The sequence below is a fragment of the Mesorhizobium sp. M0761 genome, assembly GCF_040320205.1.
Taxonomy (GTDB): Bacteria; Pseudomonadota; Alphaproteobacteria; order Rhizobiales; family Rhizobiaceae; genus Mesorhizobium.
Genome location: NZ_JAMYPF010000016.1, coordinates 1 through 21239 on the forward strand (window position 1 = coordinate 1; position 21239 = coordinate 21239).

General features: G+C 64.4%; 15 protein-coding genes. 5 read left to right on the forward strand and 10 right to left on the reverse strand.

What is annotated here, in order from left to right; translation table 11 throughout:
- On the reverse strand, nt 1-816 hold an 816-nt coding region (locus tag NKI32_RS22960), incomplete at its 3' end, for a LacI family DNA-binding transcriptional regulator (RefSeq protein WP_353003716.1).
- Nucleotides 817-1041: 225 nt separating this feature from the next.
- On the opposite strand from NKI32_RS22960, the gene NKI32_RS22965 reads away from it, so the two are divergent.
- Nucleotides 1042-2427: an FAD-binding oxidoreductase gene (locus NKI32_RS22965; RefSeq protein ID WP_353003718.1), complete on the forward strand. Its 1386-nt coding sequence runs from the start codon at nt 1042-1044 to the stop codon at nt 2425-2427.
- Between the two features lie 13 nt (nt 2428-2440).
- Here NKI32_RS22965 and NKI32_RS22970 read toward each other — a convergent pair whose 3' ends face one another.
- Nucleotides 2441-3085 (reverse strand): YjbE family putative metal transport protein, encoded by a 645-nt coding sequence (locus NKI32_RS22970; RefSeq protein ID WP_353003721.1) that lies wholly within the window; start codon nt 3083-3085, stop codon nt 2441-2443.
- Nucleotides 3086-3342: 257 nt separating this feature from the next.
- Here NKI32_RS22970 and NKI32_RS22975 point away from each other — a divergent pair, with 257 nt between their 5' ends.
- The 3 genes from NKI32_RS22975 (at nt 3343) to NKI32_RS22985 (ending at nt 6531) form a co-directional block, all read left to right on the forward strand.
- Nucleotides 3343-3984, forward strand: a complete 642-nt coding sequence (locus NKI32_RS22975; protein WP_353003723.1) for a ThuA domain-containing protein — start codon at nt 3343-3345, stop codon at nt 3982-3984.
- A 139-nt stretch (nt 3985-4123) separates the two neighbouring features.
- Nucleotides 4124-5230, forward strand: a complete 1107-nt coding sequence (locus tag NKI32_RS22980) for an OmpA family protein (protein WP_353003726.1) — start codon at nt 4124-4126, stop codon at nt 5228-5230.
- A 56-nt stretch (nt 5231-5286) separates the two neighbouring features.
- Nucleotides 5287-6531 (forward strand): caspase family protein, encoded by a 1245-nt coding sequence (locus NKI32_RS22985; RefSeq protein ID WP_352460812.1) that lies wholly within the window; start codon nt 5287-5289, stop codon nt 6529-6531.
- A gap of 58 nt (nt 6532-6589) precedes the next feature.
- Here NKI32_RS22985 and NKI32_RS22990 read toward each other — a convergent pair whose 3' ends face one another.
- A complete protein-coding gene (locus NKI32_RS22990) occupies nt 6590-7153 on the reverse strand; it encodes a DUF6931 family protein (RefSeq protein ID WP_023667916.1) in 564 nt (187 codons plus the stop codon).
- Nucleotides 7154-7382: 229 nt separating this feature from the next.
- On the opposite strand from NKI32_RS22990, the gene NKI32_RS22995 reads away from it, so the two are divergent.
- Nucleotides 7383-7919, forward strand: a complete 537-nt coding sequence (locus tag NKI32_RS22995; protein WP_023709975.1) for an OmpA family protein — start codon at nt 7383-7385, stop codon at nt 7917-7919.
- 88 nt (nt 7920-8007) lie between these two features.
- On the opposite strand, the gene NKI32_RS23000 is transcribed toward NKI32_RS22995, so the two are convergent.
- The 7 genes from NKI32_RS23000 to tssL form a co-directional block, all read right to left on the reverse strand.
- Complete coding sequence (locus NKI32_RS23000; protein ID WP_245263940.1) at nt 8008-9621, reverse strand: caspase family protein; 1614 nt, start codon at nt 9619-9621, stop codon at nt 8008-8010.
- Nucleotides 9622-9886: 265 nt separating this feature from the next.
- Nucleotides 9887-12283 (reverse strand): M23 family metallopeptidase, encoded by a 2397-nt coding sequence (locus NKI32_RS23005; RefSeq protein ID WP_353003729.1) that lies wholly within the window; start codon nt 12281-12283, stop codon nt 9887-9889.
- On the reverse strand, nt 12280-12741 hold the full coding sequence (locus NKI32_RS23010) for a DUF1036 domain-containing protein (RefSeq protein WP_023667922.1): 462 nt from the start codon (nt 12739-12741) through the stop codon (nt 12280-12282). The genes NKI32_RS23005 and NKI32_RS23010 overlap by 4 nt, the downstream gene beginning before the upstream one ends.
- Nucleotides 12742-12752: 11 nt before the next feature.
- Nucleotides 12753-15164 (reverse strand): serine/threonine-protein kinase, encoded by a 2412-nt coding sequence (locus tag NKI32_RS23015; protein ID WP_023667923.1) that lies wholly within the window; start codon nt 15162-15164, stop codon nt 12753-12755.
- Nucleotides 15161-15919: a PP2C family protein-serine/threonine phosphatase gene (locus NKI32_RS23020; protein ID WP_023687014.1), complete on the reverse strand. Its 759-nt coding sequence runs from the start codon at nt 15917-15919 to the stop codon at nt 15161-15163. Before NKI32_RS23020 ends, NKI32_RS23015 begins: the two co-directional genes overlap by 4 nt.
- A gap of 157 nt (nt 15920-16076) precedes the next feature.
- Nucleotides 16077-19598 carry a type VI secretion system membrane subunit TssM gene (tssM, locus tag NKI32_RS23025; protein WP_353003732.1) on the reverse strand — a complete coding sequence of 1174 codons (3522 nt, stop codon included), beginning with the start codon at nt 19596-19598 and terminating at the stop codon, nt 16077-16079.
- Nucleotides 19595-21121: a type VI secretion system protein TssL, long form gene (tssL, locus tag NKI32_RS23030; RefSeq protein ID WP_353003734.1), complete on the reverse strand. Its 1527-nt coding sequence runs from the start codon at nt 21119-21121 to the stop codon at nt 19595-19597. Before tssL ends, tssM begins: the two co-directional genes overlap by 4 nt.
- Nucleotides 21122-21239: the final 118 nt, after the last annotated feature.

Consider the following 21239-nt stretch of genomic DNA (forward strand, 5'->3'; position numbering starts at 1 on the left):
ATCACCCACTTTTCGGCCCCGGCCGCCCCCCCCCCTGTGTTCGCCGCCCACCCCCCGGGCTGCCCCGGCCACCCCTCGGGGCTCCCCCCCCAGGCCGCTGGCCCCGAGCATCTGTTCCATCTGCTCGTAGCCGATGCGCTCGAAATCCCATGTGTAGTCTCGGGTGTTGCCGATAACCACCGGCTCCTGGCCAAGCTGACGCATCGCGGCGACGTAACTGTTCAGGCGCTCCGGCGAATTGTGATTGACATGCGGGATGTCGAAATAGACCGGGGGGTCGCCGGAGCGGCAGAGATAGTCGACGATGGTCGAGACACTCTGGGCATTGTTGTTGCCGACAAAGGGCGTGCCGCCTTCGAGATAGGTATCGAAATAGACGACCGGCATTGTCTGGGTCAGCTTCTCCAGCGTGCGCCGGTCCGAGCGCAAGCCGAGCGGCGCGATCAGCGCGCCCGAAACTTTCAGCGACAGGATGGTACGTGTCGCCTCCATTTCGAGCTCGGTCGAGCCATGCGAGGAGATGACGATCGGCCAGTAGCCCTCGTCGCGCAGCCGAAGTTCGATGCGGCTGACCATTTCGGAATAGAAGGGGTCGGTGACCGTCGGTACGACAATACCGATGGCGCGGGTGCGCTTGCGGTTGAGGTTGCGGGCAAACAGATTGGGCTGGTAGTCGGATGAGCGCAACGCCTCTTCGATGCGCTTGCGCGTTGCCGGCTTGACGCTGGTCGGATCGTCGAAATATTTCGACAGCGTCGGCCTGGAGACGCCGCAGGAGCGGGCGAAATCCTCCATCGTCTTGTGCGTCATCGGCATTCAATCCCTCGTCTGGCACGCGCCAGAACCTCGGTCATCCCTTGACGCTGCCCAGGGTCCTGCAGCCGGCGCATCCGCCACGCAACGGCAGACGAAATTTACAGGAAACGTCAGTGGGTTCAACGCGCAATGACAGATTATACCGTGCGTAAATTTGTTCAATTGACGCGAAAATTGTCGCGCATCAAAGTCTAGGTCACAAAGAGCGCTGAAAGTCCAGGCACCATGACACAACAGATCGATCGGCTTCTTTCCCAGCTATATCGTCGGCTCGATGCCGCCGCGATTGTGATCGGCGATGCTATCGATCCGCGCTATGGCGACGACCTCTCCGGCAAGGGCGGCGGCCAGCCCGAACTGGTCTTGCGTCCGCGCAACGCCGCCGACGTCGCCGAAATCCTGCGCCTATGCAGTGGTATCGGCCAGAAGCTGGTCGTCCATGGCGGCCGCACCGGGCTGGCCGGCGGCGCGCGCGTGCAGCCGGGCGAAGCGGTGCTGTCGCTGGAGCGCATGACCGCGGTCGAAGCGCCCGACCGCGCCGCGGCAACCATCATCGCGGAAGCCGGCGCGCCGCTGCAAATGGTGCAGGAAGCGGCCGATGCGTCCGGCCTGATGTTCGGCGTCGATATCGGCGCGCGCGGCACGGCGACGGTCGGCGGCAACATCGCCACCAATGCTGGCGGCATTCGCGTGCTGCGCTACGGCATGTACCGCGCCCAGGTGCTGGGGCTGGAGGCCGTGCTTGCCGACGGCTCGATCCTGACTTCGTTGCGTGGCCTGGCCAAGGACAATTCGGGATACGATCTCAACCAGCTTTTCATTGGCAGCGAAGGCACGCTGGGCGTGGTTACTCGCGCCTGCCTGCGGCTGCATCCCAAGCCCGCCACCGAGGTTGCCGCCTTTTGCGCCCTTGGCTCGCTGGGGGCGGCCATTGCGCTGCTCGACCTGCTCAAGCAGCGGCTCGGTCCCTTGCTGTCAGCCTATGAGTTGAATTTCTCGCCGCTCTACGGCTCCATGATTGCCGGCATGGCGGCGCCGGCGCCGCTGCCGGCCGGCGCGCCGGTTTACGTGCTGGCCGAGATCCAGGGCAATCAGGCCGAGCTGGACGGCGAGCGTTTCGCTTCGGTGCTGATGCAGGCGGTCGAAGACGGTATCGTCGCCGACGTGGTCGTCTCGCAGTCGCCGCGCGAATTCCGTGCGCTATGGGATGTGCGCGAAGAGGCCAACCGCTTCCTGTTTGCGATCGAGGGCATGATCGGCGTCGACATCAGCATCCCGTTGGCGACCATGGCGGGTTTCCTGCGCAACGCCGAAGCCGCGATCCACGCCGTCGACAGCCGCGCCGAGATCTACGTCTTCGGCCATCTCGGCGACGGCAATCTGCACTATCAGGTCGACACCACGGAACCGGCGGCCGCCTATGAGATCATCTATCGCGGCGTGGCGGCATGCGGTGGCGCCGTCTCGGCCGAGCACGGCATCGGCCTCGACAAGAAGAAATGGCTGAACCTCGTGCGCAGCGACGCCGAACTATCAGCCATGCGCCGGCTGAAGGTGGCGTTCGATCCGCACAACATTCTCAACCCAGGGCGGATTTTCGATATCATTTGATCGCCAGGAGGATCTAGCTTGCAACTGGCGAGAGCAGCGCGTGGAAGTCGACCGTTCTCATCTGCTCGACGCCGTCCAGAGTCATATTTCCCGCGACATAGACGATGATTGCCAGACCGAGCCAGCCGATCCAGCGATACCTGGCAAGCAGCGCCGCCACCAGCGTCGAGGCGACCGCCATCAGAACCACCGACAGGATGAGACCGAACACCAGCGCATTCATGTCGTGGGCGGCGGCGCCCGCCACGGCCAGCACATTGTCCAGCGACATCGAGACATCGGCGACGACGATCTGCAGGATCGCGGTGCGCAGCGCCTTGGCCGGCCGCGCCGTCGCAAGTGCTGCGGCTTCAGTGTCGACGTCCTCGCCGTCGCCGGCCGAGCGCAACTCCTGGAACATGTTCCAGCACACCCAGAACAAAAGCATGCCGCCGACCAGCATGATGCCCGGAATTTCAAGCAGCTGCACCGCGATCACCGCAAAGACGATGCGGATCACCGCCGCCGCGGCAATGCCGGCGACGATCGCCTTCTGCCGCAACGCCTTGGCAAGGCCTGCGGCCGCCATGCCGATCACCACGACATTGTCGCCAGACAGCACAAGGTTGATGGTGATGACTTCCAGATAAGCGGCGACAGTCGTCTGGTCGAAACTCATAGAGCGGTCTCCCCGGAAGGCTCCGGCTGGTTGCGGCGGATCGGACCGATGTCTGCGCAAACGCGAAGACAGCTGATTTGAGTGCAGCCCGGCATTGAAACAAGACGCCAGCGCGGCCAATCGGTCCTCATCCACGGAATTCATCGCCGGGTCGTGATTTCCGACCAGAAATGCCCGTCCCAGAATGCCCGTCATGGAAGGGAAGACAAAAGCGTTCCGCTTGCCTATCAATATTGCCGACCAAAGGAGAGACGAGCATGAGCAAGACGGCACTGATTTTCTGGGGCGGATGGGAGGGTCACACGCCGGCCCGCAGCGCCGCTGTCGTCAGCGAGATATTGACGGGGCATGGCTTCGAAGTGCGGATAGAAGAGGGCACATCGGCGCTCGCCGATCCTCAACTCCCGGCCATCGATCTGATCGTGCCGGTGATCACCATGTCGACGATCGAGAAACCGGAGCTGCAAAACCTCACGGCCGCCGTCAGCGGCGGAACCGGCCTTGCCGGGTTCCACGGCACCATGGGCGACAGTTTTCGCAACGAGCCGGCCTATCAGTTCATGACCGGCGGCCAATGGGTCGCGCACCCCGGCGACATCATCCACTACCGTGTCGACATCATCAGCGACGATCCGATCGTCAGGGGTATCGAGGGTTTCGCCTACCATTCCGAGCAGTATTACATGCATGTCGACCCGAGCAACGAGGTGCTGGCGACGACGACGTTCAGCGGTGAGCATCTCGACTTCATCGACGGCGTCGTCATGCCCGTGGTCTGGAAGCGCCGCTACGGCAAGGGCCGCGTCTTCTTCAGCGGGCTCGGCCACACCGCGGATGAGTTTTCCGTGCCGCAAATGCGCACCATCTTCGAGCGTGGGGTGCTGTGGGCCAGCCGGTAACCGGGGCCTGTCCGAGCAAGCAACGGCGATATCACGCCTCCGCTACTCGCTAAGCCGCGGCTAACGCTCTATGCTGGCTGAGGTCACGGCGTTCGACCGCCGTCATCGCAACTGAAATGTGTTGTCACGGGGGACATGCATGTTCGGGGTCGTCGGATTAGTAAGGCATGGAAAGTGGTCGCAGCGCTGGCGTCCGCCCGCTCTGGTGGTCGTGGTGTTCGGTCTGTTGCTGCTTGCGCCGCAGGCGGCCAACGCGCAGCTGAACTGGACGCTCGATCCGGCGAATTCGACACTCACCTATCAATCGGTGAAGAAGAACACCATTGTCGAAACCAACAAGATCAGGAACCTCTCGGGCACGCTGACATCGGATGGCGCCGCCAAGGTCACGTTCGACCTCAACTCGGTCGACACCGGCATCGACCTTCGCAATGTCCGCATGCGCTTCCTGTTCTTCGAAACCTTTAAATTCCCGACGGCGGAAGTGACGGCGAAAGTCGATCCCGCCGCTTTTGCCGATCTCGCCACCAAACGGCGCATGAGCGCGCATATCCCGTTTCGCCTGAGCCTGCACGGCGTCGACAAGGACCTTGAGGCCGATGTAGTGGTCACCATGATCACCGACAGCATGGTGTCGATCGCCTCGGAGGCGCCGGTCGCCGTGCATGTCGAGGATTTCGGCCTGTTGCCCAACATCGAAAAACTCCAGCAGGCGGCCAATGTCAGCAGCATCGTCCCGACGGCTTCGGTGTCGTTCGACTTCGTCTTCACCGCTGATGGGGCCAAGCCGGCGGCGGCGCCTGCCGTCGCCGCCGCAGCCCCAGCCGATGCCGGGCCGGTCACCACAGATGCAGGCAAGACGTCCTTCAGCGACGATGAATGCCTGAACAGGTTCGAGGTGCTGTCGCGCACCGGCGCCGTCTATTTTCGCCCAGCCAGCGCTCGGCTCGACGAAAAGAGCCGCCCACTGCTGGCCGAGGTGGTCGGCGTCGTCGGCAAATGTCCGAAACTGAAGGTCGAGGTTTCGGGCCATACCGATTCCGACGGCTCGCCGACGGCCAACAAGAACCTGTCGGAACGGCGCGCCAAGGCGGTCGCCGACGCGATCATCGCTGCGGGCATTCCATCGGCGCAGATCACGGCTTCCGGCTATGGCGAGGAAAAGCCGGTGGCGCCGAACGATACGCCGAAGAACAAGGCGCTGAACCGGCGGATCGAGTTCTCCGCCACGCCGCTCTCCAACTGAGCCGGTCCTTAACTGAGAAGGCCCGTCAACCGAAAAGGAATCCGGTGCGTTTGGACATGATTGCAAGTTGCGGCAACTTCATGCGCGGCATCGGCCTCGCCGTGCTGGCGCTTGCGTTGACCATGACCATTACCATGACCGCGGCCAGTGCCGAACGCCGCATCGCCCTGGTGCTCGGCAATTCCCATTACCGGAACGCGCCGGTGCTGCCCAATCCGGTGAACGATGCGCAGGCAATGTCCGATCGCCTGAAGGGGCTGGGCTTCGAAATCGTCTCCGGCCTCGATCTCACCAAGGCGCAGACGCAGGAAAAGATCGCGCAATTCGCGCGGCAGGTGCGTGGCGCCGATATCGCGCTGTTCTTCTATGCCGGTCATGGCCTGCAGGTCTCGGGCAGGAATTACCTGCTGCCTGTCGATGCGGCGCTGGAGGACGAGACCTCGCTCGACTTCGAAGCCGTGCAGGTGGACTTCATCCTGCGGCAGATGTCGCGCGAGACCAGCATCAGGCTGGTGTTCCTCGACGCCTGCCGCGACAACCCGCTCGCCGATGTGCTTGCCAAGGAGACTGGCGGCGACAGCACGGCAAGCAGCGGCCTTGCCGAAATACCGATCGAGAATGGCGGCGCCGGCACGCTGGTCGCCTTCGCTGCCAGTCCCAACCAGCTCGCCTATGACGGACCGGGCGAGCACTCGCCATTTTCGGCGGCGCTGCTTGCCCATATCGGCGAGGTCAACGTCTCGATCACCGAAGCGATGAACCGGGTTACGTCGGATGTGTTCAAGGCCACAGCCGGACGCCAGCGGCCCTGGATCAACGTTTCGCTGACCACCGATGTCGTGCTTCACAAGGTCGATCTCAAGGCGCCGCTGATCGTCGGCGATTCCGGCGCGGCTGCGCCCGAAGGCGATACGCAGGCGCGCACCGGCGCGGCCGCCAATCCGCCGGGTACGGACGCCGGCGAGCAGGCGCTGGAACAGCTGCGTGAGGAAATTCCGAAGCTGGGCTCGGACGCGCCAGTCCTTTTCGACGTTCCGGTCAATTTCGGCGACCCGGCGATCGACGGCAAGAGCATCGCCCAACTCATCCAGGGCAAGCCGCACTTCAGTCCGGTCGAGGGCCTGGAAAAGTCCGTCTGGGACAACCAGTGCAGCAACTGTCATCAATGGACCGAGGAGCGGCTGTGCGACCAGGCCAAGACCTACGTCACCAATGATGTCTCGGTGTTGCGCCTGCAACACCCGCTGGGCACGCGCTTCAAGGTGGCACTCGGCAAATGGGCGCAAAACGGCTGCAAATGAGACCGCCAACAATGGGTTGGATCAGATTTCAATGAAATCTCATCACGATCCAGAGCAATCAGGCTCGGCGCAGCGCCTCGGTTTCGGCCAGATGGATGCCCATCTCGACAAAGGCGGTGAGCACGGAGAAACGGTCCGCCACCGCAACCCGCGCCAGTCCGGCCAGTATGCCGGCATTGACGGCATGCGCAGCCGGCAGCGGCCGCAGCCTCGACCCGTTGGTCTGCGGCGTCAGGCCATTGATGTGCCGTTGCGCCGCTAGCGCGATCCAGCCGGCAGGCGTGTGCTGCTGCGTCATCGCCGCCCCGGCGACAGCCTCCCGGCGGCTCGCATTGTTGGGGTCGCCGACCCAGTCCTGGATCAGGGCCAGCGTTGCGAGATCCTGCTCTTCGAGCAGCTCGGTCAGATGCCCAAGGCACTCATGGCCCCACCAGATTGCGGCCCGGTCAGGCAGGAGATAGGCGCAAAAGGTAATCGCTTCCTCGGGGATGCGCCCGGCCATCAGCCGGCGGCAGAACTCGAGCGAGGGCTGGTCGGTCGGAACGGCCGTCATGTCCCGGGCGACAGCCGTGTTCGCGGCGAAGAGATCGCGTGCGGTCTGGAATCGAAGCCCGTTGACCATCGCTGCTGTTATCCTCCCCCAGCCCTCACTCAACCCGCCTGCGAGGCGCGGGTCAAGTCTGTCGACCACCACATGTCCATGACGTTGTTCACAGACAAACGCCTCACGGTTTGGTATATTCCACAGCCGACCGTGATCTCGACAGATCACTGTCGAACAGGAAGAGTTGGCCCGGATCCATGGATCGGGCCTGAGTGAAAATCGGATGCTCGAAACGGGAGTAACCGTTATGCAGCGGCACATTTCAGTCTTGGCATTGGCGACCGTGCTTTTCTCGACTCACGTCTATGCCGACCCACTTCAGAGATCGGAAGACATTGTGAAGTTCTTTGCCGGCGCGATCGATCACGGCGCGGCACGCGGGATTTGTGTCGGCACCGAGGACGAGTGCAAGAGCAAGACCAGCCAGAAAGAAAAGCCCCCGGAGAAGACCGGCCTCGATATGCTGATCAATTTCAGCCTGGATTCGTCCGAGCTCGACGCCAAGGCGCGCAGCGAACTCGACGAATTCGCCAAGGCGCTGAAGGACGATCGGCTGAGCAAGCTGTCCTTCGTCGTCGAAGGCTATACCGACGCATCCGGCTCGGCGACCTACAATGAAGGCCTGTCGCAGCGCAGGGCGCAATCGGTCACCGCCTTCCTCGAATCCAACGGCATCGAATCCACCCGCATCAAGGCGGTCGGTCTCGGCGAGGCCAATCCACGCAATCCCGATCCCTACGATCCCGTCAACCGGCGGGTCGAGATGCGGATCAAGGCGCAGTAGCTTCGCCGGCTGCGTCTTCCGGCCGTCGTCAAACACAACGCCGCGCGTCCAACGGACACGCGGCGTTTTTATTGTTTGACATGATCGATCAGTTCTTGAGCACGCCGCCGACCGCTACGCCGGTGCCGAAGATCAGCGCCTTGGTCAGGAAATCATTATTGTCCCGCGGCGGCGGCTCATCCTCGCGCACGACCTCGCGGTTGCGCCTTTTCTGCACGAACTGCTGTTGCCGGCGCGGCTTCTGGGCGTACTGCTTCTTGCGTGGCTTTTCCACCGCGGGCTTCAGCGTGCGGGCCTTCTGCACCACCTGTTTTCTCGGCTTGTCCACGCCGGCCTGGTCGGCCTCATGCTTGGCACGCACGGCCTCCATCATCGGATCCGTCTGGATGATCAGAAACGCCAGCTGCTCGCGCGTCAGGAAGGTGGTCGGAGGCAGCCCGTTCCCCTCTTGCCAGTCGCCGATCGCTTGCCGGGTCTTGGCGCCGATATTGCCGTCAACGCGGCCAAGCTCGTTGCCCAGCGCCTCGACGCGCAATTGCAGGTCGATGCGGCCCTGGCGATCGAGACCGATCGCGTTCTCCGTCGCCTCGGTGCCCAGCACCTTCTTCATGTCGTCCGAAATGCCTACCGAGGTGCGCACGGCAGAACCCGAGTTCGCTTCTTCGGCAGCAAGCGCGGCGACGTCCCGTTCCTGGGCTTTCGGATCGTTCAGCGCATCGATGTTGAGCCGCGCCACCGTGGCGAAGCGGCCATTCGGGAACTGTTCGAGATAGGCTTCGTAGAATGGCGCGGTGTTGCGCTTCGAGGCCTCGTCCCAAAGCCGCTGCTCGACTTCCCACGAAGGCGGTTCGCTGGTGACGAGAGTGGGGGCGGGCGCTGTCGCGGCGTTCGCGTCGTCGGCGGCCGGTTTTGCCACCGGCACGGCTTCGGCGGCCGGTTTGCCAAGGAAAACCTCGCGGCCCAGCGATGCGTTGTGCCATGGCCGCTGGCGGCCTTGCGTGGTCTCGGCCACTTCGCCGCGCACCCGCGTCAGCGCACTCTGGATCTCGACGCCGGGTTCGGTCAGGTGCCGGGCGAGCGCGGTCGAGTAGGGGCTGTCGACGCCGTTGCCGTCAAAGGCGATGGCGCCCGGGTCGGTGGCATAGGCAATCAGGATGCCGCCGGTGCCGACGCCCTCTGATTTAGGGTCGATCGGCGCCAGGCCGGTGCCCAGCGCGGTGGAGCGGGTCTTCGGCATCGCGGCCGCCAGTGTGCGTGCCAGAGGATTGTCGCGGCAGGCATCGAGGATGATGACGCCGACCGCCGGGTCGGGTGGCAATGCGGCCATGAAGTCGTCGATCTGGACGGTGCGGGTCTTGAGATAGGCAGGTGACGTCAGTTCGGCGTCGACCGGGATCAAAAAGTTCTTGCCGTCGACCTGCATGCCGTGGCCGGCATAGAAAATGACGGCGAGGTCGGCATCGTAGGACTGCTCGGTGAATTTGCTGATCAGGCTGTGCATGCCGGCATTGTCCTGGTCGACGCCCTCGATCACCTCGAAGCCGGCATTGCGCAGCGTCGATGCGATGAGATGCGCGTCATTGGCCGGATTGGGCAATTCGACGGCATGGACGTATTTGCTGTTGCCGATGACCAGCGCGACGCGTTTGACGCCACCGGCATCCGGCGCCGCCGCCTGGACGGTGCCAAGCGCGGTCAGCATTAACAGAAAAAATCCGCTCAAAAGGACGGCAAACGCTTTCATGGGATCGGCCCTCCGCCCCAATGGGGCGCGTTATTGATGGCTGCGCATGCTAAATTTCACCAGCGACTGTATCGCTTCTGCCAAAATGGCTGTTGGGCGTATGTGATCCCAGCCACAGTTTTGGTTCACAAGGACCCAAAAACCTTCCCAAATATCCGCAAACATACCATTCGCCGGCCTCAGAACCAATCGGCTTGGCGAAAGCCGGGGCGAACTGCCAGCTCTAGCCCGGCTCAAGAGTATTTTGGATCGAGCCGACCAGTGCCGTTATCGCCTGCTTGTATTTTTCGAACTCCGGCGATGTCTGGCGGACTTCCGTCGTCGTCTGCTGGCCCGCATCGGTGGTGGCGGGCGTCGGCAATTTGCGGCCCATCTTCCGTTCCGCCCAGTCGACGACGTAGCTGGCGGTCTTGCCGGCAAGAAACGGGTTGGCCTGGATAACGGACGAGCCGAGCACGGCGCTCAACTGCGCCGATCCCGGCGACGCCAGCACCTGATGTGCGCCTTCCATGCCGAGGAAATGGCAGAGATAGAGCCGGCCGGCGGTAATCTGATGGCCGCGCGCCTTGAGATAGGCTTCGCCCTCGCGCGCCAGATTGCGCACCATCTCACGCGAGATGGTGGCGTCGTAGCGCAAAGCGAGCAGGTCTGCGGTCGACAGCGATCGCGCGAGTTCGGGACGATAGGTGTTCATCATCCGGATCCAGGTCTTGGATATGAACTGGCCGGCGCCTGTCGCCGAAGACAGCGGGTTCTTGGCCCGCGCGCTACCGCCCGATTCGACGTGGACGATACGGTCGGTCAGCGTTTCGACGGCGGGATCGCTGGAAGTGACGGCGATTGCAGCGGTCACTGTTCCGAGCGGATCGATCGCCTGACCGCTTTGATAGAGTTCGAAATGCAAATGTGGCCCGGTCGACAGGCCGGTGGTGCCGATATAGCCGATGATGTCGCCGGCCTTCACCTTGGTGCCGACACCGCTGGCAATGGCGAATTTCGACATATGCGCGTAGCGCGTCTCGCGGCCGCCGCCATGGGCGATCTTGACCACATTGCCGTAGCCGCCGCCGTCGCCCTGGAAGATGATCTCGCCGTCGAAGGCTGCGGCGATCGGGGTCCCCACGGGTGCCGCCCAGTCGACGCCCTTGTGGATGCGAACAACGCCCAGGATCGGATGCTTGCGCGGCCCGAAGGTCGACGTCATGACTCCGTTGACCGGCGTCACCATGCCGTTGGCCACCGTCAGCGAGCGCACCTGGTCATCGCCCGAGACGCAGGAAAACTGGCCGTCGCTCTGCTGGAAAACGAAACAATCGAGGCTCTTTTGCGTGCCTTGGATGCCGACATAGAGCACCCGTCCGTCGGTCTCGTTCTTGCCGCGCGGCGTCTGCGAATAGATCAGCACAAGGCGCTGGTCCTCGCTGGCGAAAGCATCCAGATCCTGTCCGCGCGACAGATACATGATGGCTTCGCCGATGATGCCGCTCGGCACATTGTTGCGGGCCGCCGTCGAGTAGATCGCGTCGAGCAGGCGGTATTGCCGTTTCTGCGTGCCTTCGGTCTCGGCGCCCGAATAATTGAACAGGTCCTCGCGCACCCACGGGTCGACGCCCGACACGAAGGCGCCGGCCGCGTTGCGTGTCAGCGTGCCGACAAAGACGTTCCTGGCGTAGATCGAAACCTGCATCAGCGACATCGTCGTGGTCTCGCGCGTCGGCCTGAAGCCGCGCATCGCCACGACATAACCAGACTGCAGGCCGTCCTTGTCGAACAGCGCCTTCAGCGCCTCGCCGGCAAGCTTTGCGTCGTCGGCGGAAAGATGCGCATCGAGCGCCACGCTGTCCAGGCTGCGGTCGTTGAGGATTTTCACGAAAATGTCCTCGGTCGCCTCGAAGCGCTGGTATTCCGAGCTGACGGTGGCAACGCTGGTGTTGTTTTCGACCGGTGTTTTCTGAAAGGCGGGGAGTGCTGCTTCGCCCTCATCGATGGTCTCGCCCCAGCCGGCCTCGGGGTCATCGGCCGCCGCCGATGCACCCGGAGCGACCTGCGGGTCAGGAGCTGGGCCGGAGGCCGCCGGAGCCCCGTCCGCGCCGGGCGATGGTTGAAGATCGTTCTGCAGGTCATTCTGCGGATCGCTGGGTTCGGCGGGTGGCGCGACCGCGGTCTTCCGCTGCGCCTGAAAGAAAGCGAAATCCTCTTGCGTCGAGGGGATCGTCGTCATGAATTTTTCGCTGGCGCTCAGCATCACGTCGGAGAGAACCATGATCTGAGGGGAGATGCCGGCCTGGTCGAGCTCCGTCGGGCGCGGCATCCCGCGGCTCTTGGCGGCGCCCGCCTCCGGCGCCAGTGTGATCCACATCGGGTCGCCGGCAAGGTCGATGATGGCCGGCACGTAGACCGATGCGTCGGCCGGCACGTCGTCCGAGCCTTCGACGGCGTGCAGTTCCTCGTCTTCGTCGCCGAACGACCAGTAGTCGGCGGTAAGATAAAAGCCGGTGGCAATCGCGGCGAGGACGATTGTCGCCAGGCCAGCCGCCAGCCCGATCCAGATCCTGCGCCTGCGCAGCGCGGCGCGCGCCTGCTTCTTTGCCTTGAAGCTGGTGTCGATGCTGTGCGTCACGGTGCGCTTCCGGTCAGGAAGAAGGTCCAGCGCACCTGTTCCTGCGTGTCGACTTCGAGAAACTTCGCGGCGATATGGCCGCGCTGCCAGCATTCATCGATGCCGCGGATCGAAAACCGCCGCCGCTCGATGCACATGTCGGTGGAGCCTGCCAGAATGGCGTGGCCGAAGACATCCGTCGCGTAGATGTAGATGTAGCGGTTGGTCAGCTCCTCGCGGATGACGTTGACGCATTGATTGGCGCCGATGGTCCACCAGCCATCGGTCTGGTCGGCATCGTCGACCTTCTGACCGACGGCAAGATTGACGACGTCGAGCGTCTGGTTGCAGACGGTGAATTCGGCGCGCGCCTGCCCGGTGGAAAGAAGCGCCAGCAACAGCGTCGCGACCGCGCTCGCGGCGAGCTTCACGCGCACGTTCCGGGCAAGCAGGACGGGATCTCGGCGACGGCGTTGCATCGGCGTCGGTGCTAGCCGCCGAGGCGGAAATATTTGGCGGTCGCCGAAAATGCCGAACTCCTGGCGCCGATCTCGTCGAGTATCCTGGGCAACAGCACCGAGGCCGGCGTCGGCGTTGTGAAGTCCGCCGCCTTAATGTCCTGCGGCCCGGTGATCACCATGATGATCTGCGGCAACGCCTTGCCTGCCGCCTTGTCGGCGGCGCCGAGCCCGATCGGGATCGAGAAGGTCGCCTTGTCGGCTTGTACGACAACATGGTCGTCGAGGTTGAAGGCGATGCCCCTGTGGTCGATCAGGAACACGCTCGACACCAGCCCGCCATGCGTCACCAGCGTGCCGTCGATCGGCGAGCCATCCGGCACCGATGTCTGGTCGAGGACAAGCTGCGGCCTGTCGGCCGTGCTCGCGCCCATGAAACGCAGGAAGCCGGTGATCCCGCATTGCGGGGGCTGGATAAGGCGGACGCTGATATCCGGCTCGACATGGAACTTCGCCTGGAATTCCCCAAGCAACTGTTCGAAGGGTGGCACCGACGTGCCGAAGCCCTCGATCGCGACACCCTTGTCGGTGGCCGACGTCACCGTCGCATAAAAACAGTCACCACCATTGAAGGCGCGTACCCAGGTGGCCCGCTCCGCGGCCGCATCGGCCGGTGGCGGCACCTCCGGCTTGGGCACGTTCATGGCAATTTCGGGCTCTGCCGGCTTGTCGGCCTGCTCACCGCTGGCGATATCGGGCTGGCTTGGCTTGGGCTCCGCGGTCGGTTCAGGCGCCTGCGTGTCCGGCTTGGGCGCCTGCGCGGCCGGTTCAGGGGCCTGCGCCTTGGGCTCGGGCGCTTGAGCGGTGGGTTCCGGCGCCGGTGCTGTGGGCGTGGGTGCCTCGGCCGTTGGTTCAGGTGTTTGCGTGGCCGGCGCTGTCGCCTTGGGCTCTACCGGCGGACTGACAGGCTCGGGGTTCTTCGCGGCATCGGACTGTGACGGGCCGGATGGCGGTTGCAGCGCGACGGTCTTGTCGGTTGGTGCGGCCGGCAGCGGGGCCGTAGCGCTCGACGCGACTGGTGGCGTCGGCTGCGGCTCGACCGGCGCTTTGGCCTGATCTTCAGCCGCAGTCTCCGCTGGTTGCGTCTTTGGCACCGTCTTCTCGACCGGCGCAGTGTCCGGAACGGGCTTGTCAGCGACGATCGGCTTTGTCAGTTCGGGTTGGAGCGGCTTGCCGGTGTCGGTGACGCGAGGCCGGTCTCCGAATCCCACGATACCCGATGCATAGAGCCCTCCAAGCGATACCACGGCCACCGCCGACAGCACCGCGATCGTCAGATTTCTGCCTGTAGTAGCACGCTTCGGCGGTGTGCTTTCTCGTCTGGGAGTTTCAGCAGCCGGTTTCGGCTGCGACAGGTGCGCTGGGCGCACGTGCGGCACGAAAGACGGCTCCGCCGTGCCGCTTGGCGGGGCCGAACCGAAGCCTTGGGCCGGCGAGTCCCCGATCTTCGAAACAGGCCCGGCGGTTTGCCCGGTTCGCGGCAGGCCGGGCCGGGGCGCAAGCGAGGCCGGCGGCAAGGTCGCGTCGCTGTCGTCGCGCGTCAACCGGGCGATTTCGGCCATGCTGGCCGGTCGATCATCCGGGTCAGGCTGCAGCATCGCTTCGACAATGTCCCTGAAATCGGCATCGATGCCGGAGAGATCAGGCACGGTCCGCCGTTTTTCGACGATCTCGTATTGCGAGCCGCCCATGTCGATCGGCTTGCCGCGCAGCGCCGCCGCCAGCACCAGCCCTAGGCTGTAGATGTCGGACTGTTCGCTGACCTCGCCGCCATAGAGCCCGAGCTGCTCGGGAGAAACATAGTTGTATTTTCCGGCGAACTTGCCGCCGATCAGCGTCTCGCCACCGACCGCGGCCGATCGCGCAATGCCGAAATCGATGATCTTTGCCCGCTCGACCCGGCCGCCCGGCAGGATGATGTTGTCGGGCGACAGATCGCGGTGGATGGCGCCGGCCTGGTGCACGGCGCTCAGGCCCGAGGCCAGCCGGTGGCACAGTTTGCGCACATCCGGAGTCGCCATCGCCCCGCCGCGCATGACGTCGTACAGCGACTGGCCGTCGACGAATTCCATCGCCAGATAGGGCCGCCCGATGCCGGGATCTATGGTGAAGACGTGGTAGCGCACGACCGCGTCATGCGACAGATGGTTGAGGATCGAGGCTTCCTTGCGAAACAGCGACAGGATCGTCTGATCGCGGGCGAATTCCGGCAGCACGATCTTGATCGCGACATGATCGCCGGTCTGGATGTTGTGGCCGCGATAGACTTCGCCCATGCCGCCCGACGCGATGCGTTCGTCGAGCTCGTAGATGCCGCTGAGCTGCGTGCCGACGCTGGTATCCGCCATGTTGGGCAATAGCCGGGTCTTGTCGTCGGAGCTCATCGGTCGTGGCCTCCTGCTCGGGACAGGCCATTGCCTTTGTCTCTGATCTTGACCAGAACGATGGTGACGTTGTCGGTGCCGCCGCGCTCAAGCACCATGGAAAGCAGCTTTTCGCAGGCAGCCTGCGGCGCTGCCGAGAGCACTGCTGCCGCAATTTCCGCGTCGCTGACATGCGCCGTCAGCCCGTCCGTGCTGAGGATGAAGATGTCGCCGGCAAGGGTCTCTCCCTGCTGGAAGTCGATGGCGATTTCGTCGTTGACGCCGATGGCACGGGTGATGACGTTGCGGCGCGGCCAGTTCTCCGCTTCGGCTGCGCTGATCGCGCCGCTGTCGAGCAGTTCCTGCACCTCGGTGTGGTCGCGCGAAATCTGCGAGATCGCGGCGTTGCGCACGAGATAGACGCGGCTGTCGCCCGACCACAGGCAGGCGAACCTGCCGTCCATGGCCAGCAGTGCGGCAACGGTGGAGCCGATGGTCACGCCGCGTGAGCGCGAAATCCGGCGGATCTCGGCGTGCGCCCGGTTCAGCCGATCCTCAAAGCGGGCGCGCAGATCCGGCGCCGAACTGGCGATGCCGATCGTCGCCAGATGCTCGACAATGCTTGCCGAAGCGACTTCTCCGGCCTCGTGCCCGCCCATGCCGTCGGCCACCACCCAGAGGCCGATCTGCGGCTCGACCAGAAAGCTGTCCTCATTGTGGTCGCGCACGCAGCCCTTGTGGCTCACGCCGTAGCTCTCAAAGGCGGCATCGTTCACTTGCCTACGCTCCGCAACGCCTTGGCTGACGTGCCTGGCCAGTCTGCCACAGCCCCATTCATTAGAGTATCGAAATCTAAGCCGCTGATGACGGACGGTGTGGTGCCGCCGCTGTCTCTGCGTCCTGCAATCGCCGGTCCTGCCATGCAATTCCCCATCAGAAAGCCTTCGGACAGCTGAACGCGGAGAGCGCCGGCAGCGTGAACGGATTGCCGTCCTCCCCGGTCTTGATCGTGTAGGCGACATCGCGCCCGCCGATGACGAAATGCGCTTCGAGACTGTCGCCATTGGCGGTGACCTGCCCCTTGTCCAGCAATCGTTTCAACGCCCAGGGACCGTCGAACTTGATTGCGGACTCGCGGCCGGGCAGCTCCGGCGTCAGGCTGAGACTGGCCGAACCGGTCTTGCCCGGCCACGGAATCAGGCCCGGCGTGTTGCCGGCTTGGGTGGCCTGCAGCACCTGGCCGTCGATATTGAGCAGCGCCATGTCGGCATCGCCATGCAACGACAGCGGCGTGAATGTGATGCTGATCGACGGCACCGGCCCGCCGAGCGGAAAGAAAGCCGCGCGGATTTGTGCCGCGAGCTGAAAGTTCTTCAGCGTCGATTTCGCCAGATTGCGGCCGAACCTGGTGTCCTGTTTCCAGTCCCAGTCCTGGCCGCTCATGTCGACCAGCGACGCCAGGTTCTGCGCGAAGAACCGGTCGAGAACCCCGCCCGGAGAAAACAATCTGGCAAAATCCGCCATGGCGACATCGTCGGTGCCGGCGGGGGCAAATGGAAAGCGCCCGGCAATCACCTCCTCGCACGGACGGCCGACGGTCTCCTCCAGCATCTCGTTGAGACGCGTGGTCGATGTTTCGGCGACGGTGCCCTCGAAATCGTCCGCCGCCGCGCTCACCATCCTGGCCAGCGCCTTCGGCAGCCGCGAAGCATTGGCGCGCAACGTCGAGATCTGCAGCTGCAGATTGGCGTTGGCCTGGTCCGTCTGGGCGGGGACATCGGCGGCCAGCCGCACGCTCTGATAGATTTCGCGGAAATTCTGGGTGAGGGCGTCGAGCGGCCGCTGCCCCGGCGCCCCGGCCACCAAAGCCTGGAAAGACCGGAACTGGGCTTCGATGTTGGCGCCGGGATCCTGGCTCTGGGTGCTGACAAAGGCGGTCCCGGCCCTGCTCTGCGATTTGCGCGCCGCAATCTCGATGCCGATGTGGGCGAGGCCCTTGGCGCGCGCGGCGATTTCCTGGTCGCTGTCTTGAGACGGCGCAGCCGGATTGCGCTCTTGCGTCAAAGCTGTTTCGCGCGCGATCGCCTCGAACAGCTGCATCAGCGGCGAACTCGGTGATCCCGCTGCGGACAGCGCCAGATATTGCGGTTTGTCGGCGGCCATTGCCTTGAACTTCAACCTGTCGAGCACCTCGTTCCACGCCGCCGCAAAGCCCTTGCCATAGCGATCGAGCAGCTCCGGGCCGAGCTTGAGCAGTTCCTGGTCGAAACCGCCTTGCTCGCCGCTCGAGCCGATCACCCATTGATCGTCGACCAGCGCCTGCGCGCTCCTGGCAAGTTGCGCCAGATAGAAGTCGAAGCCGGCATGGGTGTAGAGACCGGGGACGCGAAGGCCGGCGAGATCGTTTCCGTCATTGCGCTCGAACAGCATCGGCGCCTCCGCGCCGGCTTGCGATGACACCGAAAAATCGTCCAGCGCCGCCGCATAGGTGGCCGACTGGATGAGCGCGGTGGCGCGATCGGCAAGGCTCATGCGGCCGAGCGAGCGCTGGGCGGATTCGACCAGCGCGCGGTTGAGTTCGAACGAGGGATCCTGGTCATCGTCGAGGGCCAGCATGGCGCGCAAATGCTTCTCCAGTTGCGCGCGGCCGTCGCGATTGTGGGCGCCGGGATAGCGGTTCTGTTCCCAGTCCCGCTTCAGCCAGGTGACGACCAGCTCGTCATCCACTTTCGGCGCCTTGCCGCCCAGCATCAGGTAAATCTGCAACGGCTCGTACAGCGCCATCGGATCGGCCATCCTGGCCTCGATCGTGCGTTCGAGCTGGAACAGCAGGCGCGAGCGGAACATCCGCTCCAGCCCCTGCCGGTAGGCGGTCTCGGAGGCCGAAAGGATACGCTCACGCTGGCTGAGGCCGAACGTCGCCGTGGCCGGGGTGGGCTGGTCTCTCGTATCGTAGCCGGCCGGCAGGCCGCGCAGCGCATCGAGCGCGCCGATGACGGTTTCGAGGTCGGCATCCAACACCGTCGTGCTGGCCAGCAGCGGCGCGGCTGTCGCGCGGTATTGGCCTGCCGCCTGGCCGGTCGCGGCGACCAGCGATTTGTTGGTCGTAAAGCTCAGGCCGAGAACGCCAAGCGCGGCGATCGCTATGGCCGCGATCGCTGTCAGGCCGGCGTAGCGGGCGATCGCAACGCGCCTGTCGGCCGCCCTGTCATAGGACACCCAGCCGGACTCGGCGAAAATGACGCGGCTCAACAGATCGTGCAGGAAGAAGCTTTTGCCGGTGCCGGAAAGATGCGCCTGGGCATTCCTGCCGAAACTGCGGCCTATGCTGCCCAGCAACTGGTCGATCGGCGTGCCTTCCTGCGTGCCGGAAGAAAAATACAGGCCGCGCAGGGGGGCGTTCAGCTGCTTGCGCGTCGGCTCGAAAACGCCCTCGAGGAAATTCACGATCCGGCCTTTCAGCGCACCGAGCTGCGCGGCGAAGCCGAAAATGGCGATGCGCGCGACCGGATCGGTCTCCGCCTGCAGCCGCTCGCTCATCTCTTCGGTCAGGCGCTTCACCAGCGCGTCGAATTCGGCTGGCGCTTCTGCGACCATGTTCAGGCCGCGCTCGGCGGTCTGGAAGGTCGCGCCCCACACCTTGCGCCGGCGTGCTTCGTCGAAACCGCCGAAATATTCCATGAATCCGGAGACCAGGTCGGCCTTGGTGAACAGCACGTAGACGGGAAAGCGGACCTTCAGGACCTCGTGGATTTCCTGCAGGCGGCTGCGGATCTCGGCGTCACGGGCCGCCTGCTCTCCGTCCGCCATCAGATCGGCAAGGCTGATCGCCAGGATGACGCCATTGATCGGCTGACGCGTCCGGTGCCGCTTGAGCAGCGACAGGAACGCCAGCCAGCTTTTGCTGTCGGTCCGTGGATGGGAATCCTGCGTCGTGTAGCGCCCGGCCGTGTCGATCAGCACCGCCTCGTCGGTGAACCACCAGTCGCAATTGCGCGTACCGCCGACACCCGCCACCGGCTGCGCCTGGCCCGACCCGGCAAGCGGAAAGTTCAGGCCGGAATTGACCAGCGCGGTGGTCTTGCCGGCGCCCGGCGGGCCGATGACGATGTACCAGGGGACGTCGTAGAGGAAGTTGCGCTTGCCGCTCGACTGCCTGAGCGTCGCGACTGCTTCGTTCATGCGAGCTTCCAGCACCTTTGCATCGCTGCCGTCATCCTCGGCGCTGGCCATGGCGGCCTCCAGCGCCTTCTGCGCCTTGCGCCTGCGCCAGAACCGGATTGCATAGATGATCGCCACCGTTCCGACGACGATGCCGATGATCGCTGCCCGCAGCCAGATGGGATCCAACGGCCGGGCGCCGGCAAAGCGGATTAACGGGCCGGCGTACCAGACCGCGGCGGCAAAGCCGGCGAGCGCGAGCGCGCTGAAGATGCGCAGCAGCCAGCCGGTCACAGCATCTCCTCCCGCGGGATCATTACATCGACACGGCGGTTTTTGGCGCGGCCGTCCGGCGTTGCATTGTCGGCGATGGGCTCGTCCTCGCCCTTGCCCTCGACCTTTGTCCGCGACGGATCGCTGAAATGCGCTGCGATCATCTTTTCCACCGACTGGGCACGTGCGACGGAGAGGTCGAAATTCGATTTGAAGGCGCTGGTCTTCTTCGGTTTGACGTTGTCAGTGTGGCCGACGATCCGGATCGGCCCGCGCTCCGCGTCGAGAGCCGCCGCGATGCTGGCGGCCACCGGCTCGAACTCCGGCTTGACCTCGGCTCGTCCCGACTGGAACAGCAGGGCGTTGCTGATTTCCACGATGATGAAATCACCCTTAGTGCCGACGCTGACGCCGCCGCCTTCGATCTCCTTGGCCAAGGCAGTGCGGATGCGATCGACCTGCGCAATCGTCGTTGGCGCTGCGACGACTTTCACCTCCTCGGTCAGCGGCACGAAACCGGTGCGCTCGATGGTGACCGGCGTCGCCGGATTGAGCGCCAGCAACTCGCCGGCAACAGCCTCGCCATCATTGGTGATGAGCACGCGCAGCGTGAAAAAGGCTGCGGTCAAAACTGCCGCGGTTGCAGCGGCTATGGCCCAGAGCGGAACCCGCCTGGAGCCTTGCGCCGATGTGACCGACAAGCCTTGCCGGCGCGGCGAGATGTCGTCGTCACCGAGGACGCGGAAATAGGCTGATGTCTCGTAGGCGTCGCGGCGGACCCGTTCGAGGCTCTCGCGCGGCTGGCCGCGATACTGGCCTTCGAAGCCAAGCGACAGGCAGACATGCATCAGCTCGATGAGATTGCGATGAGGTTCCGGCGTCGCCAGCACCGTGTTCAGCGCCTGGAAAAAACCGGCGCCGGTGGGTTTGACCTGGAAGAAGCGCTGCAGCATGGCGTGCTGCGCCCACGCATCCCGGCTGGAACCGGGCAGATTGGCGACGATATCGTCGGCGGTTTCGCAAAGCACATAGCTGGCGATGCGCGCATCCTCTTCCGAGGTATCGGTCCTGGCGATCTTGCGGTCGAAATCCTCGATCAGGCCGGCGACATGCTGCGCCAGCGGCTCGGCCGGTCTTTCGACAGCCATCAGCCGCAGATGCCCAAGCAGTATCAGCAAGGGCGCCGCGGCAGCGACGATCGGGTTGGCCGCGCCATAATCGACGGCATCGCTGGCGCCGAGCAGCGCATCCCATGGCGTTTTCCCCGCCGTCCCGGCTGAGCCGTGAACGGGCGGATCGGCCGGCGCGTTGGCGAAGGGCGTTCCCTGATAGATCACCGTCCCCGTGACGTCGGACGGCGGCTGGCGGCCGGCGTTGGGATCGAAAACCGTGGGTTCCGGGACGCTGGCAGGGGCGATCACCGTACTGCCGGGGGCCGGCGCATCGCGGGCGAGAACCGTCTTTTGCTTGCGGCCGGGATTGGGGCGGCTGGGGCGGATGACGGTTTTGCCGGTCGGATCGAAAGGATCATCCTTCGAGCTCATCGCCGATCCCTGCCTCTACGCCCGCGCGCCGCGACGCACAGCGCCATGTCCGCGCAAACGCGGACCGCAGGACGCTATCTCGCCGTGACATGACATGTGCCGCAGACCCCCGAGGTCG